Genomic DNA, 24,576 nt, shown 5'->3' on the forward strand with positions numbered 1-24,576 from the left:
ACATGGCCGTGCCGCTCGCCGATCCCGCCGCATCGAAGGGCCCCGGCGCCCAGGGCACGACCCTGAGGGGGCTGCTCGCCTCGGCCCAGGCGACGCTGCGGGCACGGGAAACCGCGCTGGTGCTCATCGCCGCCGTGATGGGCGTGCTCGCCGGCCTTGCCGCGAGCTTCATGAGCGCGGCGACCCAATGGATGCATGAGGTGCTGTTCGCCCTCGCACCGGGCCAGCGGCTCAGCTCCTCCGGAGCCCTCGCCTCCCCCTGGCTCATCCTGGTGCCGGCGGCGGGCGGGGCGGCCATGGGGCTGATCGGGCTGGCGCTGAAGCGCTGGCGGCGCCGCAGCTTCGTCGACCCCATCGAGGCCAACGCCCTGCATGGCGGGCGGATGTCTCTCGTCGACAGCATCATCGTTGCGCTGCAGACCATGGTCTCCAACGGCTTCGGCGCCTCATTGGGCCTGGAGGCGGGCTATTCGCAGATCGGCGGTGGCATCGCCGCGCGCCTGGGCATGTGGTTCCATCTGCGGCGTAACGATTTGCGCATCCTCGTCGGCGCCGGCGCGGCGGCCGGCATCGGCGCAGCCTTCGATGCGCCGCTGATGGGCGCCTTCTACGGCTTCGAGATCGTCATCGGCACCTATTCCATCCCCGCTGCCGCCCCGGTGCTGACTGCAACCGTCATGGCCGTGATGACGGCGCGCGTGCTGGGCGTGCATCTTGAGCCGCTGAACCTGCCCCTCGACGTGGTGCTGAAGCCGCTCGACATCCTGCCCATCCTCGGGCTGGGGCTGCTGGCCGCCGGTGTCGCCATCGTCGTCATGCGGCTCGTGACGGGGGTGGAATTCCTGTTCGGCAAGAGCCGCATCCCCGTGTCCCTGCGCCCCCTGGTGGCGGGCGTGATGGTGGGGGGGCTGGCGCTCTACAGTCCGCAGGTGCTGTCCGACGGCCATGGCGCCCTGCATCTTCAGGTGGAGAGCGCGGTGACGCTGTCGGTGGCGATCATCTTCGGTTTCAAGATCCTGGCCTCGGCCCTCTCCATCGGCTCGGGGTTCCGCGGCGGCCTGTTCTTCGCCTCGCTGTTCCTCGGGGCGCTCATGGGCAAGCTCTACGGCGAGCTGGTCGCCATCGCCTGGCCGGGGCTGCACCTCGACCCCGCCGTCGCCTCGGTGGTCGGCATGGGAGCGCTGGCGGTGGGCATCATCGGCGGGCCCATGACCATGACCATGCTGGTGCTGGAGATGACGCGCGACCTCGCCCTGTCCGGCTATGTGCTGGCGGCGGCGGTGGTCACCTCGCTCACGGTGCGCGAATCCTTCGGCTATTCCTTCTCCACCTGGCGCTTTCACCTGCGGGGCGAGACCATCCGCAGCGCGCAGGACATCGGCTGGATGCGGGAACTGACCGTGGCGCGCATGATGCGCACCGACTTCCGCACCTTCCCGCAGGACGGCACGCTCGGCGACCTGCGCGCGGCGGTGCCCCTCGGCGCGGCGCGGGTGGTGGCGCTTGTGGACCAGGGCGGCGGCTATGCCGGACTGGTGCGGGTCTCCGACGCCCACGGGCCGGACCATGACCCCGCAGCGCCCGCAGCGGCCCTCGCCCGGCAGGGAGAGGCCATGCTGCTGCCGGCGATGAACGTGAAGGAGGCCGCCCTCGCCTTTGATGCTGCCCACGCCGAGGATCTCGCGGTGGTGGACGACAGGAACAGCCGCCACCTGCTCGGCCTCCTCGGCGAGACCCATGTGCTGAAGCGCTATGCCGAGGAGCTGGAGAAGGCCCGCAAGGGCCTCGGCGCAGAGGAATAGCCCCGCCGTCGCAGGGGCGGCAGGGCGATCGCGCGGACATTCGGGGCGGCGCGATCAAGCGTGCCCCGAGCCGTCAGGCTCCGGCTTCTCAGGCGCCCTTGGTCCAGCGCACGGCCGCGTCGGCGACGCGCCTGCCCAGGTGCTGAGCGGTCTTGCGGTCGGCGGCGGGGGGAACCATATCCGGCCCCTCGTCCACGTTGGACTGGGCGAAGGCGCCGCCGAAGCCGCCGAGACGGTTCAGGTCGTCCACCGAGCCCTTGGAATTGTTGTTGCCCGGGTGCAGGCCGAGGCCGACCCAGAGCATTCCGTGCTGCTGCGACAGGTTGAACATGGCATGCAGGCCCTGCAGCTTGTCGCCGTTCTGACTGCCGGAATTGACGAAGCCGGCGGCCAGCTTGTCCTTCCACTTCAGCTCCATCCAGCGCTTGGAGGACTTTTCGGCGAAGCCCTGGAAGCCGGCGGAAAGGTTGCCCATGTAGATGGGCGCGCCGAAGATGATGGCGGCCGCGCCGTCCAGCACCTCCCAATTGGCATCGACCTCATCCACGGAAATCAGGGCTCCTTCGACGGCATCCGATTCCTTGATGCCGGCGAGCACAGCCTCGGCCACCACCTTGGTGTGGCCATAGCCGGAGTGATAGACGATCGCGACGACGGGCTTGGACATGATGTGTCTCCCGGTGGGTTCGCCACCGGTTTTGCCGTGCATCGGCGCCGAATTCCAGGCGTGTCTTTGCAATGTATTATTGCATTAACGCAAGCATGGTCTGGGCGTGACTCGGCGCCCCAGAGCGCGATCCGATCAAATCGAATCCCCTTGATCGGTGAATCCCGCTCTCAACGTGAAGAAAGAGAAGGCGTTATCCGACCTGATCGCGATGCGGTCAGATCGGCGCATGCTCTATCCCCCCTTGGGGAATTCGAGACCCATCTCGCGATAGCGCTCCGGATCGTCTGCCCAGCTCTCGCGCACCTTCACGAACAGGAAGAGGTGCACCGGCTGCTCGATGATCTGCGAAATCTCCGCGCGCGCCTCCGAGGAGATGGTCTTGATGGTGCTGCCGCCCTTGCCGAGCACGATCTTGCGCTGGCTCTCGCGCTCCACATAGATCGTCTGCTCGATGCGCACGGAGCCGTTGCGCAGTTCCTTCCAGCTCTCGGTCTCTACCGTGGAGCGGTAGGGCAGCTCGTCGTGGAGACGCAGGAACATCTTCTCCCGCGTGATCTCCGCCGCCAGCATGCGCATGGGGGCGTCGGAAACCTGGTCCTCGGGATAGAGCCAGGGGCCGAGCGGCACCGTCTCGGCGAACCAGCGGCGCACGTCGTCCACCCCGTCGCCTGTCAGGGCCGAGATCATGAACACGCGGTCGAACGGCAGGCGCTCGTTCAGTTGCGCTGCCAGCGCCAGCAGGGTGTCGCGGCGGATGAGGTCGATCTTGGTGAGGATCAGAGCCCGCGGCTTGCGGATCTCGGCCAGCGGGGCGAGCAGCGCCTCGATGTCCTCGTCCATGCCCCGCTTGGCGTCCACCAGCAGGGCGATCACGTCCGCATCACCCGCATGGGTCCAGGCGCTCGACACCATGGCCCGCTCCAGCCGCCGCTTGGGGGCGAAGATGCCGGGCGTGTCCACCAGAACGATCTGCGCGGCGCCGTCCAAAGCGATGCCGCGCACGATGGCGCGGGTCGTCTGCACCTTGTGGGAGACGATGGACACCTTGGTGCCCACGAGGGCGTTGGTGAGCGTCGACTTGCCTGCATTGGGCGCGCCGAGCAGAGCGACGAAGCCGCAGCGGGTCGGCCCCGCGAGGGGCGGAGGAGGGTCCGCCACCTCCTCCTGATCGGCGTCGAAATCGTCCTCCTCGTCGTCATCGAAGAGGTCGTCGGCCAAGTCGTCGTCTGCCATGTCGTCGGTGGCCAGGTCATCGGCGGGAATGTCGTCGGCGGGCATGTCGGCCGTGGCAAGAGCCTCGGTCGGAGCGGGGACGGCGCGCCCTTCCTCTTCCGGGGCGGCGTCCTCGCGCCTGGACTTGCCCTTGCCGATACCCGCGCCTGCCTTCTTTCCCGATGCCATCATTCCTCGCCCTTCTGCCAGACGCCCTCGCGGACGAGGAAGGCGGCGGCCGCCGCCTTCTGCGCATTCTGCTTGGAGGCCCCGTCCGCCTGCGCCGAGGGCAGGCCGGGAAGGTCCACCGCCACGGTGAATCGCGGCGCATGGTCGGGGCCGGAGCGCATCACCTCACGATAGGAGGGGGGCGGCAGGCCGCGCGCCTGCGCCCATTCCTGGAGCACCGTCTTGGCATCGCGCAGCGGACGGCGAGGGGCCTCCAGCCGCGGGCGCCAGAAGCGCTCCACCAGCGCATGCGCCGCGTCATAGCCCCCATCGAGGAAAACCGCAGCCACCACGCCCTCGGTCACGTCGGCCAGGATTGCACGGCGCTTGTGGGCACCGGACTGGCTTTCACCTGGACCGAGGCGGATGAAGGGGCCGAGGTCCATGTCCTCGGCGACTTCGGCGCAAGCCTCCTCGCGCACCAGCTCGGCGAGCCGGCGCGACAGCTCGCCCTCCTCTCCTTCGGGGAAGGCCAGATAGAGCATGTGGGAAACCACGGAGCCGAGCACGTGGTCGCCCAGGAACTCCATGCGCTGGTAGGACCTGAGGCGCGGGGCGGCGCCCTTCACGGCGCTGATGTGCGACAGCGCAAGCTCAAGCGCGGAGCGGTCGCGGAAACGGTAACCGATCCGCTCCTCCAGGAGGGCGAGATCCGTACTCACCCCGTTCAATGTACCCGAGTGAACAGGCGATCCCATCTAACCGTCCAAGGCCACGACCAAACCTGCCACGCGGAGGCGCCCTCGTCGATCGAGAAGAAGATCAGCTGCGCCTTGCCGATGAGATTCTCGAAGGGCACATAGCCAACCTGGCTCAGCACGCGGCTGTCGGCGGAATTATCGCGATTGTCGCCCATCATGAAGAAATGCCCAAGCGGCACCTCATAGACCGGCGTGTTGTCGTAGAAGCCATTGTCCACGATGTCGAGCGTCTCATAGGAGACGCCGTTCGGCAGCGTCTCGCGCCAGCGCTTCACCGGCATCTTGCGGCCGGAGCCGTCATCCTCGGTCACGTCGGCCAGGCGCTCGCGCTTCACCGGCACGCCGTTGATGTGCAGGAGGCCCGAGATCATCTGGATCTTGTCCCCCGGCATGCCGATCACGCGCTTGATGTAGTCCGTCTCGTTGTCGCGCGGCAGCTTGAACACCACCACGTCGCCCCGGGTCGGCTCGGAGCCGAAGATGCGGCCGGAGAACAAATTGGGCGAGAAGGGGATGGAGAAGTGCGAGTAGCCGTAGCTGTATTTGGAGACGAACAGATAGTCGCCGATCAGGAGCGTGTCCTTCATCGACCCCGACGGAATATTGAACGGCTGGAACAGGAAGGTGCGGATCACCAGCGCGATCAGCAGCGCATGGACGATCACGCGGACGGTTTCGAGCAGTCCGCCGTCCTTCTTGGAGTCGCTGGTCGCGGTCATCGTGTGTCCAAAAAAATTCCGAGAGAGCGCAGCCTAGGGACAACTGCGCCGAAACTGAGGAGAAAGGGCCAGATCGACACCCGCCTCCACAGGCCAAGGCCCCTATAGATGTTTCGCCCGCCGCGGGCAACGCAAGTGGGCCCATGTGGCGTTACGTCGGCACCGCCCGCCGACCGAGATTCCCACCGAAATCACCTTTTTTGCCACTGCCGCTGGGGGAGACGGACGCAAGGTCCTCCCCTCGGTGAAGGCGGGAACGAAGGGGGGCTTCAGGCCGCCGGAGCCGCCCCGCGCGGGACGGCGGAGATGATCACATGGGCCGCCGTCAATGGCCCTTCGTCGGTGAGCGAGAGGTGGATGCGCGGCTCGTAGCCCTCCGGCACCAGCTGCTGGAGCCGCCGCGCCGCACCGCCGGTCAGGACAAGTGTGGGCTGGCCCGTGGGCAGGTTCACCACGCCCATGTCGCGCCAGAACACGCCATGGCTCAGGCCGGTGCCCAGAGCCTTGGCGCAGGCCTCCTTGGCAGCGAAGCGCTTGGCATAGGTCTCGACCCTCAGCTTGCGGCGGTCCGCCTTGGCGCGCTCCACCGGAGTGAACACCCGGTCGAGGAAGCGATCGCCGAACCGCTCGATGGAGCGGGCGATGCGCCGCGCATCGGCGAAGTCCGAGCCGATGCCGATGATCATGCGGCCGCCCCGCTGGCGAGCGTCGCCCGGCCCCCGGCGATGGCCTCGCGCATGCGTCGCACCGCCTCTTCCAGCCCGATGAAGACCGCCTCGCCGATGATGAAGTGGCCGATGTTCAGCTCGGCGATCTCAGGAAAGGCGGCGATGCGTTCGGCTGTCTCATAGTCGAGCCCATGGCCCGCATGCACCTCGAGCCCGAGGGCGGCCGCGTGGCGTGCGCCCGCCTTGAGCCGCTCGAACTCGACTTCGGCGGCATCGTGCCGGCCTTCAGCACAGGCATCGCACCAAGCGCCGGTGTGCAGCTCCACGATGTCCGCTCCGAGGGCAGAGGCGGCCTCCAGCTGCGCGGGGTCCGCGGCGACGAAGAGCGAGACGCGGATGCCGGCCGCCCTCAGCCGGGCGATGCGCGGGGCGAGCTCCGCCATCTGGCCGGCGGCGTCGAGCCCGCCCTCCGTGGTCCGCTCCTCGCGCCGCTCGGGCACGAGGCAGCAGGCGTGGGGACGGATGCGGGTGGCGATGCCCACCATCTCCTCGGTGGCCGCCATCTCGAAATTGAGCGGAAGGTCGATCTCACCCTTCAGCCGCACCATGTCCGCGTCGCGGATATGGCGGCGATCCTCGCGCAGATGGGCGGTGATGCCGTCCGCGCCGGCAGCCTTGGCGAGGGCGGCGGCGCGGACCGGATCCGGATGGATGCCGCCGCGCGCATTGCGCACGGTCGCCACGTGGTCGACGTTCACCCCGAGCCGCACGGCATTGCGCACCGCCATTTCGCTTGCTCCTTGCCGGGCCTGTCGCCTCAGCCGTTGACGCGCTCCACCTGGGAGACGACCTCGCGGGCCTTGAGGTCCGCCATGATGGAATTGAGGTGCCTGAGGTCAAACACCTCGATGTCGATGACCATCTCGTGGAAATCGGCGGACCTCGACCGCATCTGCAGGCCCTCGATGTTGCCGCCCCGGTCGCCGATGGCGCTCGCCACCTGAGCGAGGGAGCCGGGCGCATTGCGGGCGGTCACGATGATCCGCGCCGGGAAGCGCCCCTCCGACAGTTCGTCCACATCCCAGCGCACGTCGAGCCAACGTTCCGGCGCATCCTCGAAATTCTGCAGCGAGGGGGACTGGATGGGGTAGATGGTGATCCCCTCCCCCGGCGTGAGGATGCCGACGATGCGGTCGCCCGGCACCGCACCGCCCTCCGGCGCGAAGCGCACCGGCAGCTCGCCATTGATGCCGCGGATGGGGATGGCGTCGAGCCGCTCCGCCTTGGCGCCCTCAGGGATCTTGAACTTGAGATTGTGGCCGCGCTTCAGCTCGAACCAGCCTTCCCCGTTGGCCTGCTGCGCCGCGCGTTCCTCCGGCCGCGGTGGCACCCAGTCGGGATAGACGGCACGCACGAGGTCGTCGGTCTTGATCTCGCCCCGGCCCACCGCCGCGAACACATCTTCCGCTGCGGCGCGGGCGAGGCGCGGCGTCGCCTTGGCCACCGCGTCCTCGGAGAAGCTCTTGCCGGCCTTGGCGAAGGCCCGCTCGGCAATCTTGCGGCCGAGCCCGGCATATTGCGCCCGCACGGCGGCACGGGTGGCCCGGCGCACGGCGGCGCGGGCCTTGCCGGTGACGGCAATGGTCTCCCACGCCCCCGGCGGGGTCTGGGCCTTGGAGGTGATGATCTCCACCTCGTCGCCATTCTTCAGCTCGGACACGAGGGGGGCAATGGAACCGTTGATCTTGCAGCCCACCGCCGTGTTGCCCACGTCGGTGTGCACGGCATAGGCAAAGTCGATGGGCGTCGCCTTGCGCGGCAAGGCGATCAACCGGCCCTTGGGGGTGAAGCAGAACACCTGGTCGTGGAACAGCTCGAGCTTGGTGTGCTCCAGGAACTCTTCCGGCGAAAGCCCCTGCGACAGGTTCTCGATGGTCTTGCGCAGCCAGGCGTAAGCGCGGCTCTCGTGGGAGAGCATCTCCCCCGGTGCACCGGAGGCATCCTTGTAGAGGGCATGGGCGGCGATGCCGTACTCGGCGATCTCCTCCATGTCGCGCGTGCGAATCTGCATCTCGACGCGCTGGCGGCGCGGGCCCACCACCGTGGTGTGGACAGAGCGGTAGTCGTTCGGCTTGGGGGTCGAGATGTAGTCCTTGAAGCGGCCCGGCACGATGGCCCACTTGGTATGGACGACGCCCAGCGCGCGATAGCAGTCTTCCACCGAGGAGACGATGACGCGGAAGCCGTAAAGGTCGGAGAGCTGCTCGAAGCCGATGGCCTTGCGCTCCATCTTGCCCCAGATGGAATAGGGCCGCTTCTCGCGCCCTTTCACCTCGGCGACGATGCCGCGGCGGGCGAGTTCGTCCTTCAGCTCACGCTCGATCTCCTGGACCAGCGGGCCGTTGACCTGCCGCAGCTCGGACACCCGGGTGGTGATGCTTTCGTAAGCCTCCGGGGAGAGTTGGCGGAAGGAAAGGTCCTCCAGCTCCTCGCGCATGTCCTGCATGCCCATGCGGGCTGCGAGCGGCGCGTAGATGTCCAGCGTCTCCTGGGCGACGCGATCGCGCTTCTCCGGCGGCACCCACTTCAGGGTGCGCATGTTGTGCAGGCGATCGGCCAGCTTCACCAGCAGCACGCGCACATCGTCGGCAATGGCGAGGAGAAGCTTCCTCAGGTTCTCCGCCTGCTTGGCCTGCTTGGAGACGAGGTCCAGCTTCTTGATCTTGGTGAGGCCCTCCACCAGCGTCGCGATCTGGTGGCCGAACAGGCGCTCGATCTCCGCCTTGGTGGCGCTCGTATCCTCGATGGTGTCGTGCAGCAGGGCCGCGACGATGGTGGCATCGTCGAGCTTGAGATCCGTGAGGATGGCCGCCACTTCGAGCGGATGGGAAAAGTAGGGATCGCCGGACGCGCGCAGCTGGCTGCCGTGCGCGCGCATGGCATAGACGTAGGCGCGGTCGAGCAGCGCCTCGTCGGTGTTGGGATTATACCGTCGAACGCGCTCGACGAGTTCGTATTGGCGCATCATGGCCGGAACGATCCGTCGCAGCACGGGCAGAGCGGCGCAGCCCGCCCCATCCTTGTTTGTCTCGTAGATATCATGCGGAAGGGCGGCAGACGCAAGGCATAGCTGCCTCGCGATGAAAGAGGAGCCGGTGCGCCCTCCTGCAAGGAGGCGCCGCCGGCGGACAAGGATGCGGACGGGCACTGGCCCTTTGGGGAGGCCCCTCCCCTGCACGGGCCTTACGGCAGGAGCAGCGTCGTGCCGGTGGTCTTGCGCGATTCGAGGTCGTGATGGGCCTTCTGAACATCCTTCAGCGCATAGGTCTGGTGGATCGGGATCTTCACCGCGCCCGTCAGCACCGCCTCGAACAGGTCGTTGGCGGTGGCGATGAGGTCGTGGCGCTTGGCGACAAAGGTGCCCAGCGTCGGCCGGGTGGCGAAGAGCGAGCCCTTCTGCGACAGGTGCAGCAGGTCGAAATTCTTGATGGCGCCCGAGGCGTTGCCGAAGCTCACGAACAGGCCGAGCGGCTTCAGGCAGTCGAGGGAGGCAGGGTAGGTCGCCTGCCCCACGCCGTCATAGACCACGTCGCACAGCTTTCCGGAGGTGATCTCCTTCACCCGGTGCACGAAATCCTCGTCGCGATAGAGGATCACCTCGTCGCAGCCGTTGGAAAGCGCCAGCCCCGCCTTTTCCTTGGAGCCTACGGTGCCGATGACCGTGGCGCCCAGGTGCTTGGCCCACTGGCAGAGGATGAGCCCCACGCCGCCGGCCGCCGCCTGCACGAGAATCACGTCGCCAGGCTTCACATGGTGGGTGCGGCGCACCAGATACTGCGCCGTCATGCCCTTCAGCATCATGGCGGCGGCGGTGCGGTCGTCGATGGCCGCCGGCAGGTGCACCAGCACCGAGGCGGCGATGTTGCGCACCTGCGCATAGGAGCCGGTGGCCATGGCATAGGCCACGCGGTCGCCGGGGTGGAACTCGGTCACGTCCGGGCCCACGGCCTCCACCACGCCGGCGCCCTCGTTGCCGGGCACGAACGGCAGGCTCGCCGCCTTGTAGAGGCCGGTCCGGAAATAGACGTCGATGAAATTGAGGCCGATGGCCGTGTGGCGCACCTGCACCTCACCCCGGCCCGGCGGCTGCAACTGGACCTCTTCGTAGCTGAGGACCTCGGGACCGCCCGTTTGATGCACCCTTACCGCATAGACCATGTCGCCAGACCCCTGTCCTCCCGGATTGGGAGGGATCATAGGGCCGGGCCGGTGCGCCGCAAGCATCCTTCAGCGGCCGCCGGACACCGGAAGCACGGTGCCGGTGACATAGGAGGCAGACTCCGACAGGAGCCACAGGATGGAGCGGGCCACCTCCTCGGACGTGCCCGGCCGGCCCAGGGGAATGCTGGGCGCCAGCCGCTCCAGCCGGTCGTGTTGGCCACTGCGGGCATGGATGCCGGTCTCGATCAGGCCGGGGGCCACTGCATTCACGCGCACGCTCTCCCGCGCGAGCTCGCGCGCCAAGCCGAGAGTGAGGCTGTCGATGGCGCCCTTGGAAGCGGCGTACCACACATATTCCCCCGGCGAGCCGAGCCGCGCCGCCATGGAGGAGACGTTGACGATGGCACCGCCCGCCCCGCCATGGGCGGTGGAGATGCGCCGGATGGCGGCCTGCGCCACCAGCATGGCGCCGGTGACGTTGATGCCGACGACCTGCGCCAGCACGTCCGGGGCGAGATCCGCGAACCGACTGGCCGGGCCGGTGATGCCGGCATTGTTCACGAGATGGGTGGTGCGGCCGAGGCGGGAATCCACCTCCGTGAACAGGCGCTCCACCTCCTCCGGCCGGGCCACGTCCGCCTTGACCACCAGCACCTCCGCCCCCAGCGCGCGGGCCGCGGCGGCGCTGCGCTCGGCCTCCACCGGGGCCGAGGCGTAGTTGAGGGCGATTCGATAGCCCTCGGCGGCGGCGAGACGCACCGTCGCCGCGCCGATGCCGCGGCTGCCGCCGGTCACCACAAGCACCTTCCCGGTCATTCGCCCCCTCCCGCGCGACGCGCTGCGACCTTGCGCCGGCGCCGCCCTGCGGACGCGACGTTGAGCACCTCCACCGTCACGGAAAAGGCCATGGCGGCATAGATGTAGCCCTTCGGGATGTGCGCGCCGAAGCCGTCCGCCACCAGCGTCACGCCGATGAGCACAAGGAAGGCGAGCGCCAGCATCTTCGTGGTGGGATGGGCCGCGATGAAGGCGGAGAGCGGGCCCGACGCCGCGAACATGATGGAAACCGCGATGATCACCGCCAGCACCATGATGGAGAGATGCTCCGCCATGCCGATGGCGGTGAGGATGGAATCCACCGAGAAGATGAGGTCGAGCACGATCACCTGCGCCACCACGATGGCGAAGGCCTGCTTCACCGCGCCCGTCAGGCTCTCCTCCGTCTCGTCCTCCCCTTCGAGGGCGCCGTGCATCTCGTGGGTGGCCTTGGCGATGAGGAAGGCGCCGCCGCCGATCAGGATGATGTCGCGCCAGGAGAAGTCATGGCCGAAGGCGGTGAAGAGGCTCTGCTGCAGGCCGATGAGCCAGGACAGGACGAACAGCAGCGCGATCCGCAGGCCGAGCGCCGCCGACAGCCCCACCTGCCGCGCCCGCAGCGCCTGGGCGGCGGGGAGGCGCTGCACCACCAGCGAGATGAACACCACATTGTCGATGCCGAGGACGATCTCCATGGCCGTGAGCGTCAGGAGCGCCGCCCAGGCCTCCGGCGACGTAACCCATTCCAGCATCCGCCCCTCCACACAAACCCGGCGCAAGCATGGGCAAATGCACGCGCATCGCAACCCGAGCCGCCCCAGGCGCCGCCGAAACCCGCCACCCGTGCCGAAGGGGCAACAGGGGGCGGCGCGGGCCGGGTGAGCCGGCATCCTCCTTCCAGCGTATGGTTTCCGGATGCCATGCCGCAGGCCGGGCCGCTTTTCTCGCGCCGGGCCCGGTTCTAGAGTCGCGCATCGTAAGGGATGAAGAAGATCGGCCTGGAGGCAGTCAGATGAGCGCAGTCGCGGCGCATGACGGCATGCACAAGGTGGTCGTGGTGGGCGCAGGTCCCGCCGGACTGGCCACCGCCATCGGACTCGCCGCGCGGGGCGTGCCCACCGCCCTCGTCACCGGGCCGGATCGGGGCGCCGACCATCGCACGACCGCGCTGCTCGAAGGCTCCGTGCGGATCCTCGAAGACTTCGGAGTCTGGGCCGACCTGGCGCCCAAGGCCGCGCCCCTGCGCGACATGCGCATCGCCGACGCGACCCGCCGCCTGGTGCGGGCGCCGGAGGTGACCTTCCGCTCGTCCGAGATCGGGCTGGAGGCGTTCGGCTACAACATCGAGAACGATTCCCTGCGCAACGGGCTGCTCGCCCAGGCGCTGGAGCAGCCGAACCTGCATATCGCCCGCACCGCCCTGGAGCGCATCGCGTTCGGCCCCGACGCGCTGGTGCTTCATCTCGCCGACGGCGCGCCGCTGAAGGCAAGGTTGGTGGCGGGCGCGGACGGGCGCAATTCCACGGTGCGCGCCGCCGCCGGCATCAAGATGCGCACCCACGCTTATCCGCAGGTGGCCTTCACCGCCACCGTGCAGCACACCCGCCCGCATGAGGACACCTCCACCGAGTTCCACACCGAGACCGGCCCCTTCACCCTGGTGCCGCTGCCCGGCGACCGCTCCTCCATCGTCTGCGTGGTGAGCGAGCGGGAGGCGGTGCGCCTCCTCGGCCTCGACGATCAGGCCCTGGCCCGCGAGATGGAGGCGCGCGCCTCCTCCGTGCTGGGCCGGTTCGAGATCGAGGGCGGGCGCGGCGCCTTCCCGCTGGCGGCGGAGACGGCCGAAACGATCATTGGCGACCGCATCGCGCTGCTGAGCGAGGCCGCCCACATCATGCCGCCCATCGGCGCGCAGGGGCTCAACCTCGGCCTCAGGGACGCCGGAGCGCTGGTGGACGTCGTAAGCCATGCGGTAGCCTCCGGGCGCGATCCCGGCAGCGCGGAAGTCCTGTCCCGCTACGCCGCGGCGCGGGAGCGGGACATTTCCGGCCGCATGCGCGCGGTGGACTTGCTGAACCGCTCGCTGCTCTCCGACCTGGTGCCGATCCAGAGCATGCGCGGTTTCGGCCTCTATCTGCTGGACCGCATCGGCCCGCTCCGCCGGACGCTGATGCGTCTCGGCGTGGGCGACAGGGCCGCCTGATGGCCGCCGTCAGAACAGGCTGAGCGGGATGATCTGCTCCCGCAGCAGGTAGAGCATCCCCGTCACCGTCACGACGGAAAACAGCGTGCCGAGAAGGACGGCCGTGGACGCCTCCTCCACGAATACATGATACTGCCGCGCCAGCACGAAGGCATTGAGCGCCGGCGGCAGGGCAGCCATCAGCAGCAGCGTCTGCGCCCACACCGGCGAGAACGGCCCGAACAGCGACAGCGACGCCAGCGCGACGGCCGGATGGACCAGCAGCTTGAGCACCAGCAGTGGCCCCAGCTCCATCGGCACGCGCGTCAGCGGACGCAGCGCCACCGTGACGCCGAGGGTGAAGAGCGCGCAGGGGGCTGCGGCATTCTTCAGGAAGTCCAGCATCTTGGCGAGGGCGTCTGGCTCCCTGAACTCGAAGGCCGCGGCCAGCACGCCGAGCAGCGTCGCGATGTTGAACGGATGGGTGAAGACCCTCTTGGCGATGAGCACAAAGGTGTGCCCCAGGCTCTCGCCACGCCCGCGCATGGCCATCAGCAGCGGCACCAGGGTAAAGAAGAAGACGCTGTCGCAGGCGAAGATCAGCGCCGCCGGCGTCGCCGCCGCCTGCCCCAGCGCGGCCAGGGTGAGCCCCGGCCCCATGTAGCCCACATTGGCATAGGCGCCGACCGTGATGGCGATGGCAGCCTCGCCGATGTTCCCTTTCCGGAACCACAGCCCGATGGCCAGCGCCACCATGGCTGTCGTGGCCGTGGAGACCACCACAGCGAGGATGAAGCGGGGGTTGGCCAGTTCGTGGAAGGGCGTCTGGGCGACGATCCGGTAGAACAGCGCCGGCAGCGCCACGTAAATGATGAAGAAGGACAGCCAGGCGAGCCCGCTCTCCGGCAGCTTCACCCGCCAGCCGCAGAAATAGCCGAGGAAGATCAGGCCGAAGAAGGGAAAGGCGAGGCCGAAGAGATCGCTCATGGAGGCAAAGGTGCGCGCGGGGAAGGGCAGAAGGGCAGGCGGCGCCTGTCCTTCTTAGCTGCGCCGGAGCGGCAAGGAAAGCACCCGTCCTACCTGGCGCCGGCCGGTGCCGGCAGCAGGTGGCGCACCGCATAAAGCTCCGGATAAAGCCGGTTCCGGAACTGGCTCGCCGCCGGCTCCACCGTCGCCAGGAGCTTGTCGATCGAGCCCGCCTGAGGGGTCTCGGCCCATGCCCGTCGGGGAATGGGGCGGTCGTCGAGCCAGAAGGGGCTCCAGTCGAACGTGGTCTCCAGCAGTTCCCGGGCGAAGTCCACGCCCTCGCCGATGGCGCCCTGCATCACCACGTCAATGTAGGATTGCAGGAGGGGAAAATCCACGTCGGGCCGCTGGAGGTCCTGCGGCAGCTTGCCGGCGGTCACCCTGGGCACATAGATCCAGACCCGGCCGATCCGCGGCAGGCCCTGCCAGCCCACGGCCTCAAGATGCACCGCATCCAGTTCGACCCGGTCGTAGCCGCCCTCCCGGCGATCGAAGGCCGCGAGCTCGGCAGCGTCGCGCACCGGAAACACGACACCGTTGATGGTGCTCGGCCCCTCCCCGTCCATGCGTTGCCGCAGGCCGAGCGCCGTGAAGCCGGCGGTCCCCTCCCGCGGGGTGAAGCGCGCGCCCCACGACCGCACATAGCCGAAATTGGCGGAGATCCGCGCCGCGATGGCCGGCACCCGGCGGCCGGACGTACCGCTTCGCGAGGGTTCGTTGATGAGCGAACCGTAGCCAAAGAGGAATTCCTTCGGCGAATCGGCCAGCCGCTCGCCCCAGAAGTCACGCCCGGCCGCCGGCAGGGAGGAGGCCGCAAGGCCGGCAAGGCCGCCGAGTAGGGCACGCCGCGTGATCATGAGCCGTCGTCCACCTTTCCCGGCCGCGCCGCCGCCCGGATCCCCGAAGCGGCGGGACGCCCCTCAAGTCGTGTTGCGCCAGCCACCGAGCTATGCTGCATTGCAATCAAGGATTTTGCCCGGGTGGATCCGCCGCCCGCCAAACCATTGGGGAGAAAAATGAAGCTGCCGCGCCAATTCTTCAAGCCGCTCGCGATCGGCGCACCCGCACCCTATCGCGAGTTGCCGGTGCGGCTCGAGCGCATGATTCATTTCGTGCCGCCGCACCTGGAGAAGATGCGCGCCAAGGTGCCGGACATCGCCAAGCAGGTGGACGTGGTGCTCGGCAACCTGGAGGATGCGATCCCCTCCGATGCCAAGGAAGCCGCCCGCCGGGGCTTCATCGAGATGGCCAAGGCCACCGACTTCGGCTCCACCGGCCTGTGGACCCGCATCAACTGCCTCAACAGCCCGTGGGTGCTGGACGACATCGTCGAGATCGTCAGCGAGATCGGCAACAAGCTCGACGTCATCATGCTGCCCAAGGTGGAAGGCGCCTGGGACATCCACTATCTCGACCAGCTGCTCGCCCAGCTGGAGGCGCGCCATTCCATCGGCAAGCCGATCCTCATCCACGCCATCCTCGAGACGGCCGAGGGCGTGAAGAACGTGGAGGAGATCGCGAGCGCCTCCCCGCGCATGCACGGCATGAGCCTGGGGCCGGCGGACCTTGCTGCCTCCCGCGCCATGAAGACCACCCGCGTGGGCGGCGGCCATCCGGACTACAAGGTTCTGGCCGACCCGGACGGCGACAAGCCGCGCGTGGGCTACCAGCAGGACCTGTGGCACTACACCGTCGGCAAGATGGTGGATGCCTGCGCCGCCAATGGCATCAAGCCCTTCTACGGCCCGTTCGGCGACTTTGCCGACCTCGCCGCCTGCGAGAGCCAGTTCCGCAACGCGTTCCTGCAGGGCTGCGTGGGCGCCTGGTCGCTGCACCCCACCCAGATCGAGATCGCCAAGCGCGTGTTCTCCCCCGATCCGGGCGAGGTGGCCTTCGCCCTCAAGATTCTGGAAGCCATGCCGGACGGCGCCGGCGCGGTGATGATCGACGGCAAGATGCAGGACGATGCCACCTGGAAGCAGGCCAAGGTCATCGTGGATCTTGCCCGGATTGTCGCAGCCAAGGACCCGGAAATGGGCAAAGCCTACGGATTGTGAGACAATTCGTTAACGATGCGCTCCGGCACCATGCCGGAGCGCCGGCGTGACAGACAGTACAGACGAGGCGGGACATGGGCACACAGGACAAGGCGCGCGTGAAACCCGCCACCGGCGCGCCGGCGCACGAGAGCGCAGGAACCGCGCTGCTTCCCGGCGAGATCGCGGCTTTCGACGCCAGCATGCGGCAGGCGAAGTTCCGCATCGGCGAGGTGGTGCGCCACAAGCACTTCCCCTTCCGCGGCGTGGTGTTCGACGTGGACCCGGTGTTCGACAACACCGAGGAATGGTGGCTCTCCATCCCGGAGGAGATCCGGCCCCACAAGGACCAGCCGTTCTATCACCTGCTGGCGGAGAATGCAGACAGCGAATACGTGGCCTATGTCTCCGAGCAGAACCTGGAGCGGGACACCTCCGACGAGCCGGTGCGCCACCCCAAGGTGAACGAGGCCCTCTCCGCCGACGGCTCCGGCGGCTGGCGGGTGCGGCCCGATCTGGTCAACTGACGGCGCGCGTTTCCCAACGTCCACGCCCCCGCTTGAGGACATAAAAAAGGGCCGGCTCAGCGCCGGCCCTTTTCATTTCCAGGAATGCGCCCCCCACGCCGGGAGGGCCGCCTGATGTCACTGGCCGTTCTGCTTGGCCTTCTCGAGCTCCTGGCCCTTCTTGAGCAGCGCCGCGGTGGCCTCCTGCTCCTTCTTCTGCTGGGCGGCCTTGGCCTCCTCCACGCGCTTGCGCTGCATTTCGGCCGCCACGGCCGCGTCCATGCCGGGGCCATCGAAGGTCTTGGCGAAGTCGGCGTTGCCGACCGGGATCTTCACCTCGCGCTGCGGGTTCCGCATCTCCAGGCTGACCGACTTGGAGGTCTTCAGCTTGTTGATGAAGTCCGCATTGACCACGGTCTGGGCCACGCAGATGGGGCCGAGGTTCGGGGCAACGGTGCAGACCGAGAACGGCAGGGCAACCGGCGAGGTGTCGAAATTGATGCGCATGCCCGGCTGCAGCAGGAAGCCCTGCGGCACGAAGATCTCAAGGCCCTTGTTGGGCTCGCCCTCGATGCCGCTCAGCTGCATCTGCGCAAACGGCTGGCCGTTGACGGTGATGATGGTGGCGGTGAAGCAGGCCTTCTTCTTCGGCTTGCCGGGATCCTTCTCGTCGGCGATCTCCTGGCACACCTTCTGCCAGGGCGAGGACGCGAAGGTGAGCTGCTCACCCTGGCCCTGCGGCAGGGCGCCGGGGGCGGCCTGGGCGGCGGGAGCCGCGGCCGGAGCGGCGGGCTTGGCAGCCGGAGCGGCGGCGGGCTTTGCAGGCGCAGGCTTCGCGGCGGGGGCAGTGGTGGCCGGCGGGGTCTGGGAGAGCGCCGGTCCGGCGAATGCCACAGCGAGCAGCGCGGCAGCGACACCGGCCGAGAGCTGCGCGATGGAACGGGTCTTGGTCATTGTGGCCTTTCCTGTGGTCTCAACCGCCGGGGCGCAGGCCGCGCCTCAAGGCACGTGGGGGAGCCCTCGCATCCCGCCTCGGGCATCGGCTCTCTCCGGCCCAATTAAGGCGAGAAGGTGACGAAGCCCACCGCTGCCGGTCGCACGGCATGGCCCGGTACATTCCCCATGAATACGGCCAACGCGAGGCCGCAGAACGCCCCCGGGGAATGGCGGTTGCAAGCCGCCTCTCTTTAGGGGGCATCGGGCAATTTCGTCCACATAAATCGTGAACCGCGCTGCGCTATCATGGTCTCTGGCGGCTCATGCCTTGCGGTCCCTTCCGACCCGCGAGGGGAGCACACCTTCATGGGGACACGGTTCGCGATGAGGAAGCACCGTCCGGGAGCATCTGCGCGGCGCAGGGCGGGGCCCCTCGCGGCCGTTGTGCTCGCCTTGCTTTTCCTGGCACCGGCGGCCGCGGAGGAGGGGGCGGTCACCTCCCCGGCCATCGCCATGCGGGGCGCCCCTGCCCTGCCGCCGGACTTTCCGGCCCTGCCCTATGCCAATCCGGAGGCGCCGCGCGGGGGGCGGCTGGACTTGTCGATGATCGGCACCTTCGACAGCCTCAACCCCTTCATCGTCAAGGGGTCCGCGCCGGTCTTCTTGCGCGGCTACGTGGTCGAAAGCCTGATGGCCCGGTCCCTTGACGAGCCTTTCACCCTCTACCCGCTCCTCGCCCGTGCGGTGACCACCGATGCCGCCCGGAGCTTCGTGACCTTCAGCCTCGACCCCCGCGCCCGCTTCGCCAATGGCGATCCGGTAACGAGCGCCGATGTGCTGTTCTCCTTCGCCCTGATGCGGGACATGGGCCGGCCGAATCACCGCCTTTATTATGCGAAGGTTGCAAAAGCCGAGGCGCCGGACACCCTCACCGTGCGCTTCACCTTCACCGAGCCGGACCGGGAGCTGCCCCTCATCATGGGGCTGATGCCGGTGTTCGATGCCAGCACCATCGACACCTCCCACTTCGAGGAGACGAACCTTTCCCCCCTCGTCGGCTCGGGCCCCTACCGCATCGGCGCGGTGGACGCCGGGTCCTCCATCACCCTGGAAAAGCGAGCGGATTACTGGGGTCGCGACCTGCCGGTGAACCGCGGCCTCTATAATTTCGATGCCGTTCGCTTCAGCTACTTCCGCGATGTCAACACGGAGTTCGAGGCCTTCAAGAAAGGCCTCGTCGACGCCCGCTTCGAGAACGACCCGGGCCGCTGGGAAACGGGGTATGATTTTCCCGCCGCCCGGACCGGCCAGGTGGTGCGGGAGACCATCCCCACAGGAACACCGAAGCCCTATTCCGCCTTCGTATTCAACACGCGCCGCTCGTTGTTTTCGGATATTCGCGTGCGACGGGCGATGATCGAGCTGTTCGACTTCGAGTGGCTGGACCGCAGCTTCTACCACGGCCTCTATCGACGTACCGCCAGCTTCTTCGAGGGCTCTGACCTCGCCGCCCCCGGCCACAAGGCGGATGCGCGGGAGCTGGCCATTCTCGCTCCCTATCCGGATGCGGTGGTGCCGGACGTGCTGGCGGGCACCTATCGGCCGCCTGCCTCGGACGGCTCCGGCCGGGACCGCGCCCGGCTGCGCGCGGCCATCGACCTCCTGGCGGAGGCCGGGTGGGAGCTACGGAAGGGGGTGATGGTGAAGGCGGAGACGGGCGCGCCTTTGGCCTTCGAGATCATGGTGGCGACGCGGGAGCAGGAGCGCCTCGCCGTCGCCTATGCCGGCCAGCTGAAGCGGGCGGGCATCAACGCCCTGGTGCGGTTCGTGGACGCGGTGCAGTTCGACGCCCGCCGCTCGGCCTATGAGTTCGACATGGTGCCGAACGTGTGGGCCCAGTCCCTTTCGCCGGGCAACGAGCAGGCCTTCTATTTCGGCGCGGCGGCGGCGGACACGCCCGGCACGCGCAACTACATGGGCGCGAAGGCCCCGGCCATCGATGCGGCCATCGCCGCACTGCTCGCCGCCGGGGAGCTCGACGATTATGTCGCCGCCGCCCGGGCGCTCGATCGCGTGCTCATCTCCGGCGCCTATGGCGTGCCTTTGTTCCACACGCCGGGCCAATGGCTCGCCCGCTGGACGCGGATCGCCCGGCCGGAGCGCGCCTCCCTCTACGGCACGCTGCCGGAAACCTGGTGGCGCGTGCCGGGACACTAGCGCGCCGGAGCCGCCCGCAGCTTGTCGAAGATGAGCCGACCCGGCTCTAGGCACGGCGGGCGCGGACCGCCGCGACCCCCAGGGCGATGAACAGCAGCAGCACCGCGCCCTGCGCCACCGCGAAAGGCGGCTCGCTCTGGGTTGGCGCGGCCGCCTTCAGGGCGGGAACCTTGGCGAAGGCCTGGGCGACGCCCACGAACATGAGAAAATAGAGGCTCGCCACCGCCATGCCGGCATAGATGCCGCGCCATCGCCCCATCTGGCCCGCGCCGTAGACGGCATAGGCCGCGACGGCAACGACGACGAGGGCGATCGCGCCAACCGTGTGCGACGGCAGGAGACCATTGAATGGAAAGAGGAACCCGCTCGCGCTGGTGAGAAACGCCGTGGCCAGGAATATGCCGGACAGCGTGCCGCGGGCCTCCCCCCGCAGCAGGGCCGGCAACAGCAGAAGGCCGGCGGCGATGGCGACGAGGCTGACCCAGGTGTGGGCGCCGGTGAGCGTTGTGGGATCGAACATGGCCGGGGCAGGCTCCGCGAGCGACAGCCGCCAGCCTACCTCAAGGGCAAGAGGTGTGCCTGCCGCGATTTTCGGCGGCCTACGCGTCCGGAACATCGGCCCCGCGCGGGCGGGCGGAAGCGACGCTTCGTCCCACTGGAGGGCAAGCGCGCCAACGGATACCTCTTCGGGCAAATAACGGCCGCAATCTTCTTTAAACCTTCGGCAAGATGCCGGACAATTTTGCTGGCAAATCATAGGGTGAAGAGGGGGCGGGGATCAGGGCACTCCCGCCGGCTTCATGGATCTGCAACCGTTTCGTCTGCATCTGTAAAGGGTGGACGAGTTGGCGGGGAGGTGAATTCATGGCTGGCCTCCAGCGCGCGCTCCGGCGTGGGAATGAATTTGCGGACGTATTCGAAGACGAATTCGATGACGACTTTGCCGATACCCTTCCGGCGCCCCGGCGGGCGCCCGAGCAGGACAATTCGCCCGGGACCGCGCCCGTGAGCGCGGTGCGGCCGCGCATCGGCACCGGTCCCCGCGGCCGCACCAAGATCCGGCGGCGCCCGACGGATCGCGCGACCTTCTGGCGGGTGCTGGCGGTGTCCGCCGCCGTGCTGGTGGTGGGCACCGGCGGGCTCCTGGCCATCCATGCGATGCGGCCCGGCACCAGCGCCGACATCCCCCCGCAGGCGGCGACCGACGACAGCGCGCCGGCCCAGCTGGCCGCGACCGCGCCGGCCGATGCGCCCCGCACGGTTACTGCTGCCGCCATCCCGCAGGCGGGCGACCTGCAGCACAGTGCCCGGGTGGCGAAGGTGGCCTCCATCCTCACCGCGCCGGCAGTGCCCGCGCCACCCGCCGAAGCGCCGCCTCAGAAGGCCCTCGCGCTCACCGCAGCTCCGGCGGTCCCGCCGGCCGCGACCGAGGCCGGCCCCACCGCCGCCGACCTCGCCCGCCCCGCCTTCATCGAGCCGGTGACGGAGGACGATGAGGCGGACATGCCGGACGCCGCGACGGCCCCCCTGCCCCAGCCCCGGCCCACCCAGCTTGCCTCTGCCGAAGACGCCACGCCCAGGGATGCCGACGCCCGCAGCGCCCGCATCACCATGGACGTGACCCTGCGCTCCGGCCCGCGCCGCTCGGCTTCCGCCATCGGCACGCTGAACGAGGGCACCAAGGTGGCGCTCTATTCCTGCAAGTCATGGTGCGAGGTCTCCTCGGGCGACAAGCGCGGCTTCGTCTACCGCAACGCCGTGGGGCGGTAGAACAGCGTCGGGCCGCCCGCCCGGAAGGCCGCACGCGGTGGCGCTCCGCCTGCGACGCGGACGCGGCGGATCCCTCTGCCTTCAAGATGTTGGAGCGCGTTTCGCCCCCGGCAGGGAAACGGAGGCTGTTGCCATCCGGTCGGATCGCGCTCTAGCACCGGGCGCCCGTTCCGGGTAGCGTCGCAGCAAACCGGAACAGCCCATTGCCCAAACGTCCTTCCAAGCCGTCCCGTCCGTCCGCAGGCGCCGCCAGTTCCGGCGCCAAGGGCCGCGCGCCCAAATCCCGCGCCGCCCGCAAGCAGGCCGCGGCCGAGCATGCGCGGGCGGAGGCCCTCGTCATCGCCCGCCACGCCACCGGCCAGATGCCCACCAAGGAGCAGGTGCTCGCCTTCATCGCCTCCCAGAATGGCGAGGTGGGCAAGCGCGAGATCGCCCGCGCCTTCGGCCTCGACGCGGCCCAGAAGGTGGAGCTGAAGACGCTGCTGCGCGACCTGTCCGAGGAAGGCACGATCAGCCGCGAGCGCAAGCGGCTGCATATTCCCGGCGCCTTGCCCGGCGTGGTGCTGGCGGACATCGTCTCCCGCGACGCCGACGGGGAGCTCGTCGCCGTCCCGGTGGAATGGGACAGCGAGGCCCAGGGCGAGGCGCCTCCCATCCTCGTGCAGGTGCCGCGCCGCGCCCGCGCCGCCGGCCCCGCGCCGGGCCTGTCGGACCGGGTGCTGCTGCGCATCGTGGAAGGCTCCATCGAGCACGCCGTCCCCCATGTGGGCCGCGTGATCAAGGTGCTGGAGAAAGCCCGCAAGCAGACCATGGGCATCTTCCGCGCCGCCCCGCACGGGGGCGGGCGCATCATCCCCATCGACAAGAAGCAGCTCGGCCGCGAGCTTCAGGTGCCCCCCGGCGCCGAGCACGAGGCGGAGGACGGCGACCTCGTTACCGTCGAGCTGATGCGCCAGCGCGTGTTCGGGCTGCCCACCGCGCGGGTGAAGGAGCGCCTCGGCTCGCTGAAGTCGGAGAAGGCGGTGAGCCTCATCGCCCTCCACGCCCACGGCATCCCCAACGTCTTCCCCGAAGGCGTGCTGAAGGAAGCCGAGGCGGCGAAGAAGATCACCGTGCGCGGCCGCGAGGACTGGCGCGACGTGCCCCTCGTCACCATCGACCCGCCCGACGCCAAGGACCATGACGACGCCGTCCACGCCAAGCCCGACGACGACGGCGACAATGCCGGCGGCTTCATCGTCACGGTGGCCATCGCCGACGTGTCCGCCTATGTGCGCCCCGGCTCGGCGCTCGACCGCGAGGCGCTCATCCGCGGCAACTCGGTCTATTTCCCGGACCGGGTGGTGCCCATGCTGCCGGAGCGCATCTCCAACGATTTGTGCTCCCTGCGCCCGCAGGAGGACCGCCCGGCGCTGGCGGTGCGCATGGTCATCGGCAAGGACGGGCGCAAGCGCAGCCACTCCTTCCACCGCATCCTCATGCGCTCTTCGGCCAAGCTCGCCTATGCCCAGGCGCAGAACGCCATAGAGGGACGCACGGACGACACCACCGACCCGCTGCTCCACGGCGTGCTGAAGCCGCTCTACGCCGCCTATGCCTGCGTGAGGGTCGCCCGCGACCACCGGCAGCCCCTCGACCTCGACCTGCCCGAGCGCAAGATCCTGCTGAAGGAAGACGGCACGGTGGACCGGGTGGTGGTGCCCGAGCGTCTCGACGCCCACCGGCTGATCGAGGAGTTCATGATCCTCGCCAACGTCGCCGCCGCCGAGACGCTGGAGGAGAGGCGCACGCCGCTCATCTACCGCGTCCATGACGGCCCGACCCTGGCCAAGCTCTCATCCCTGCGGGACTTCCTGAAGACCCTCGACATCGGCTTGCCGAAGACCGACCAGGTGCGCCCCTCCCACTTCAACCGCATCCTCGCCGACGTGAAGGACACGGACGCCGCCCCGCTGGTGAACCAGGTGATCCTGCGCAGCCAGTCCCAGGCGGAATATGCGGCGGAGAATTACGGCCACTTCGGCCTCAACCTGCGCCGCTACGCCCATTTCACCTCCCCCATCCGCCGCTATGCCGACCTCGTGGTGCATCGCGGGCTGGTGCGGGCCCTGGGGGTCGGCAAGGACGGCCTGCCGGACGAGGCCACCGTGGAGAGCCTCGGCGAGGTGGCGGCCGCCATCTCCGTCACCGAGCGGCGGGCCATGGCGGCGGAGCGGGAGACGGTGGACCGCCTCATCGCCCACCACCTCGCGGACCAGATCGGCGCGGTCTTCAACGGCCGCGTCACCGGGGCCACCAAGGCGGGACTCTTCGTCGCGCTCGACATCACCGGGGCGGACGGCTTCATTCCTGCCGCGACGCTGGGCCAGGACTACTACCGCTATGACGAGACGCGGCAGGCGCTGGTGGGCGAGCGGACGGGGGAAATGCACCGCATCGGCGACCGGGTGGAGGTACGCCTGGTGGAGGCGGCGCCCGTCGCCGGCGCGCTCAGGTTTGAGCTTCTCACCGAAGGCACCTATGTAAAGGGACCGCGTGGCCGTCCGGGGCCTCTCCGGCGCAGCGCCAAGGGCGCCGGGAACAAGGGCCTCGGAAACAAGGGCCCCGGCACATCATCCGGCGCCTTCAGGGGCCCGGGCGGGAGGAGCGCCGGCAAGGGCCCCGAGGGACGTCCGCAGGGCGGTTCCAAGGGGAAGGGCCGGCCCGGGCCGGGACGTTCGCGTCCCTGACCGGAGCGTCGATTGAGAGAACGAGCGTGACCACACCGACCACCATGACGGTGACACACCAGCTGGGCTCGCCCGCCCCCGCCGTTGCCGAGGGCGCGGACACGGGCGACGAGACCGCCACCACCCCGGCCCCGGCC

21 protein-coding genes are annotated in these 24,576 nt (G+C 68.9%); 7 read left to right on the forward strand and 14 right to left on the reverse strand.

Translation table 11 applies throughout. The features are described 5' to 3' along the window. Nucleotides 1–2: 2 nt before the first annotated feature. Nucleotides 3–1,802 (forward strand): chloride channel protein, encoded by a 1,800-nt coding sequence (locus V5F59_RS11985; RefSeq protein ID WP_393977643.1) that lies wholly within the window; start codon nt 3–5, stop codon nt 1,800–1,802. Nucleotides 1,803–1,890: 88 nt separating this feature from the next. On the opposite strand, the gene V5F59_RS11990 is transcribed toward V5F59_RS11985, so the two are convergent. The 10 genes from V5F59_RS11990 to V5F59_RS12035 all read right to left on the reverse strand — a co-directional run bounded on the left by V5F59_RS11990 (nt 1,891) and on the right by V5F59_RS12035 (nt 11,789). Further along, on the reverse strand, nt 1,891–2,469 hold the full coding sequence (locus V5F59_RS11990) for a flavodoxin family protein (RefSeq protein ID WP_393977645.1): 579 nt from the start codon (nt 2,467–2,469) through the stop codon (nt 1,891–1,893). 234 nt (nt 2,470–2,703) lie between these two features. Continuing rightward, nucleotides 2,704–3,705, reverse strand: coding sequence for a GTPase Era (gene era / locus V5F59_RS11995; RefSeq protein ID WP_393978578.1), 1,002 nt, complete (start codon nt 3,703–3,705; stop codon nt 2,704–2,706). Nucleotides 3,706–3,872: 167 nt separating this feature from the next. Further along, a complete protein-coding gene (rnc, locus tag V5F59_RS12000; RefSeq protein WP_393977647.1) occupies nt 3,873–4,574 on the reverse strand; it encodes a ribonuclease III in 702 nt (233 codons plus the stop codon). 5 nt (nt 4,575–4,579) lie between these two features. Then, entirely contained in the window at nt 4,580–5,332 is a 753-nt protein-coding gene (gene lepB, locus V5F59_RS12005) for a signal peptidase I (RefSeq protein WP_393977649.1), read from the reverse strand. A 269-nt stretch (nt 5,333–5,601) separates the two neighbouring features. Next, entirely contained in the window at nt 5,602–6,018 is a 417-nt protein-coding gene (gene acpS / locus V5F59_RS12010) for a holo-ACP synthase (protein WP_393977651.1), read from the reverse strand. After that, nucleotides 6,015–6,788: a pyridoxine 5'-phosphate synthase gene (locus V5F59_RS12015; RefSeq protein WP_393977653.1), complete on the reverse strand. Its 774-nt coding sequence runs from the start codon at nt 6,786–6,788 to the stop codon at nt 6,015–6,017. Before V5F59_RS12015 ends, acpS begins: the two co-directional genes overlap by 4 nt. Before the next feature lie 29 nt (nt 6,789–6,817). Beyond that, nucleotides 6,818–9,028 (reverse strand): RelA/SpoT family protein, encoded by a 2,211-nt coding sequence (locus tag V5F59_RS12020; RefSeq protein WP_393977655.1) that lies wholly within the window; start codon nt 9,026–9,028, stop codon nt 6,818–6,820. Nucleotides 9,029–9,243: 215 nt separating this feature from the next. Continuing rightward, the gene (locus V5F59_RS12025; protein ID WP_393977657.1) at nt 9,244–10,218 is read right to left on the reverse strand and encodes a quinone oxidoreductase family protein; all 975 of its coding nucleotides are present in this window, start codon (nt 10,216–10,218) and stop codon (nt 9,244–9,246) included. Between the two features lie 69 nt (nt 10,219–10,287). After that, complete coding sequence (locus V5F59_RS12030) at nt 10,288–11,037, reverse strand: SDR family oxidoreductase (protein ID WP_393977659.1); 750 nt, start codon at nt 11,035–11,037, stop codon at nt 10,288–10,290. Then, complete coding sequence (locus tag V5F59_RS12035) at nt 11,034–11,789, reverse strand: TerC family protein (protein WP_393977661.1); 756 nt, start codon at nt 11,787–11,789, stop codon at nt 11,034–11,036. The genes V5F59_RS12030 and V5F59_RS12035 overlap by 4 nt, the downstream gene beginning before the upstream one ends. 260 nt (nt 11,790–12,049) lie before the next feature. Between V5F59_RS12035 and V5F59_RS12040 the strand changes: the two genes are divergently transcribed. Next, complete coding sequence (locus V5F59_RS12040) at nt 12,050–13,240, forward strand: UbiH/UbiF family hydroxylase (RefSeq protein WP_393977663.1); 1,191 nt, start codon at nt 12,050–12,052, stop codon at nt 13,238–13,240. 9 nt (nt 13,241–13,249) lie between these two features. On the opposite strand, the gene V5F59_RS12045 is transcribed toward V5F59_RS12040, so the two are convergent. Then, nucleotides 13,250–14,206 carry an AEC family transporter gene (locus V5F59_RS12045; RefSeq protein WP_393977665.1) on the reverse strand — a complete coding sequence of 319 codons (957 nt, stop codon included), beginning with the start codon at nt 14,204–14,206 and terminating at the stop codon, nt 13,250–13,252. Nucleotides 14,207–14,295: 89 nt separating this feature from the next. Then, entirely contained in the window at nt 14,296–15,102 is an 807-nt protein-coding gene (locus V5F59_RS12050) for a gamma-glutamylcyclotransferase family protein (RefSeq protein ID WP_393977667.1), read from the reverse strand. A 159-nt stretch (nt 15,103–15,261) separates the two neighbouring features. Between V5F59_RS12050 and V5F59_RS12055 the strand changes: the two genes are divergently transcribed. Further along, nucleotides 15,262–16,302, forward strand: a complete 1,041-nt coding sequence (locus tag V5F59_RS12055) for an HpcH/HpaI aldolase/citrate lyase family protein (RefSeq protein WP_393977669.1) — start codon at nt 15,262–15,264, stop codon at nt 16,300–16,302. 182 nt (nt 16,303–16,484) lie between these two features. Then, nucleotides 16,485–16,808 (forward strand): heat shock protein HspQ, encoded by a 324-nt coding sequence (hspQ, locus tag V5F59_RS12060; RefSeq protein ID WP_393978580.1) that lies wholly within the window; start codon nt 16,485–16,487, stop codon nt 16,806–16,808. Between the two features lie 117 nt (nt 16,809–16,925). Here hspQ and V5F59_RS12065 read toward each other — a convergent pair whose 3' ends face one another. Beyond that, entirely contained in the window at nt 16,926–17,741 is an 816-nt protein-coding gene (locus V5F59_RS12065; protein ID WP_393977671.1) for an invasion associated locus B family protein, read from the reverse strand. A 366-nt stretch (nt 17,742–18,107) separates the two neighbouring features. On the opposite strand from V5F59_RS12065, the gene V5F59_RS12070 reads away from it, so the two are divergent. Next, complete coding sequence (locus V5F59_RS12070; RefSeq protein ID WP_393977673.1) at nt 18,108–19,940, forward strand: extracellular solute-binding protein; 1,833 nt, start codon at nt 18,108–18,110, stop codon at nt 19,938–19,940. Nucleotides 19,941–19,986: 46 nt separating this feature from the next. On the opposite strand, the gene V5F59_RS12075 is transcribed toward V5F59_RS12070, so the two are convergent. Next, nucleotides 19,987–20,460 carry a hypothetical protein gene (locus V5F59_RS12075; RefSeq protein ID WP_393977675.1) on the reverse strand — a complete coding sequence of 158 codons (474 nt, stop codon included), beginning with the start codon at nt 20,458–20,460 and terminating at the stop codon, nt 19,987–19,989. Nucleotides 20,461–20,804: 344 nt separating this feature from the next. Between V5F59_RS12075 and V5F59_RS12080 the strand changes: the two genes are divergently transcribed. Together V5F59_RS12080 and rnr are read left to right on the forward strand one after the other, a co-directional pair. Beyond that, a complete protein-coding gene (locus V5F59_RS12080; RefSeq protein ID WP_393977677.1) occupies nt 20,805–21,710 on the forward strand; it encodes an SH3 domain-containing protein in 906 nt (301 codons plus the stop codon). Between the two features lie 362 nt (nt 21,711–22,072). Continuing rightward, nucleotides 22,073–24,439, forward strand: coding sequence for a ribonuclease R (gene rnr / locus V5F59_RS12085; protein ID WP_393978582.1), 2,367 nt, complete (start codon nt 22,073–22,075; stop codon nt 24,437–24,439). The last annotated feature ends 137 nt before the right edge of the window (nt 24,440–24,576 follow it).

The organism is Xanthobacter nonsaccharivorans (assembly GCF_043194755.2).
GTDB lineage: Bacteria > Pseudomonadota > Alphaproteobacteria > Rhizobiales > Xanthobacteraceae > Xanthobacter > Xanthobacter autotrophicus_G.

Excerpts from the sequence above, each read along its gene's own strand:
- V5F59_RS12080 (WP_393977677.1), top strand. The coding sequence starts at position 20,805 with ATGGCTGGCCTCCAGCGCGCGCTCCGGCGTGGGAATGAATTTGCGGAC.
- V5F59_RS12045 (WP_393977665.1), bottom strand. The coding sequence starts at position 14,206 with ATGAGCGATCTCTTCGGCCTCGCCTTTCCCTTCTTCGGCCTGATCTTC.
- V5F59_RS12050 (WP_393977667.1), bottom strand. The coding sequence starts at position 15,102 with ATGATCACGCGGCGTGCCCTACTCGGCGGCCTTGCCGGCCTTGCGGCC.
- hspQ (WP_393978580.1), top strand. The coding sequence starts at position 16,485 with ATGCGGCAGGCGAAGTTCCGCATCGGCGAGGTGGTGCGCCACAAGCAC.
- V5F59_RS12025 (WP_393977657.1), bottom strand. The coding sequence starts at position 10,218 with ATGGTCTATGCGGTAAGGGTGCATCAAACGGGCGGTCCCGAGGTCCTC.
- V5F59_RS11990 (WP_393977645.1), bottom strand. The coding sequence starts at position 2,469 with ATGTCCAAGCCCGTCGTCGCGATCGTCTATCACTCCGGCTATGGCCAC.
- rnr (WP_393978582.1), top strand. The coding sequence starts at position 22,073 with ATGCCCACCAAGGAGCAGGTGCTCGCCTTCATCGCCTCCCAGAATGGC.
- V5F59_RS12040 (WP_393977663.1), top strand. The coding sequence starts at position 12,050 with ATGAGCGCAGTCGCGGCGCATGACGGCATGCACAAGGTGGTCGTGGTG.
- lepB (WP_393977649.1), bottom strand. The coding sequence starts at position 5,332 with ATGACCGCGACCAGCGACTCCAAGAAGGACGGCGGACTGCTCGAAACC.
- era (WP_393978578.1), bottom strand. The coding sequence starts at position 3,705 with ATGGCAGACGACGACTTGGCCGACGACCTCTTCGATGACGACGAGGAG.
- acpS (WP_393977651.1), bottom strand. The coding sequence starts at position 6,018 with ATGATCATCGGCATCGGCTCGGACTTCGCCGATGCGCGGCGCATCGCC.
- V5F59_RS12030 (WP_393977659.1), bottom strand. The coding sequence starts at position 11,037 with ATGACCGGGAAGGTGCTTGTGGTGACCGGCGGCAGCCGCGGCATCGGC.
- V5F59_RS12020 (WP_393977655.1), bottom strand. The coding sequence starts at position 9,028 with ATGATGCGCCAATACGAACTCGTCGAGCGCGTTCGACGGTATAATCCC.
- V5F59_RS12070 (WP_393977673.1), top strand. The coding sequence starts at position 18,108 with ATGAGGAAGCACCGTCCGGGAGCATCTGCGCGGCGCAGGGCGGGGCCC.
- V5F59_RS12075 (WP_393977675.1), bottom strand. The coding sequence starts at position 20,460 with ATGTTCGATCCCACAACGCTCACCGGCGCCCACACCTGGGTCAGCCTC.
- V5F59_RS12055 (WP_393977669.1), top strand. The coding sequence starts at position 15,262 with ATGAAGCTGCCGCGCCAATTCTTCAAGCCGCTCGCGATCGGCGCACCC.
- V5F59_RS12035 (WP_393977661.1), bottom strand. The coding sequence starts at position 11,789 with ATGCTGGAATGGGTTACGTCGCCGGAGGCCTGGGCGGCGCTCCTGACG.
- V5F59_RS11985 (WP_393977643.1), top strand. The coding sequence starts at position 3 with ATGGCCGTGCCGCTCGCCGATCCCGCCGCATCGAAGGGCCCCGGCGCC.
- V5F59_RS12065 (WP_393977671.1), bottom strand. The coding sequence starts at position 17,741 with ATGACCAAGACCCGTTCCATCGCGCAGCTCTCGGCCGGTGTCGCTGCC.
- V5F59_RS12015 (WP_393977653.1), bottom strand. The coding sequence starts at position 6,788 with ATGGCGGTGCGCAATGCCGTGCGGCTCGGGGTGAACGTCGACCACGTG.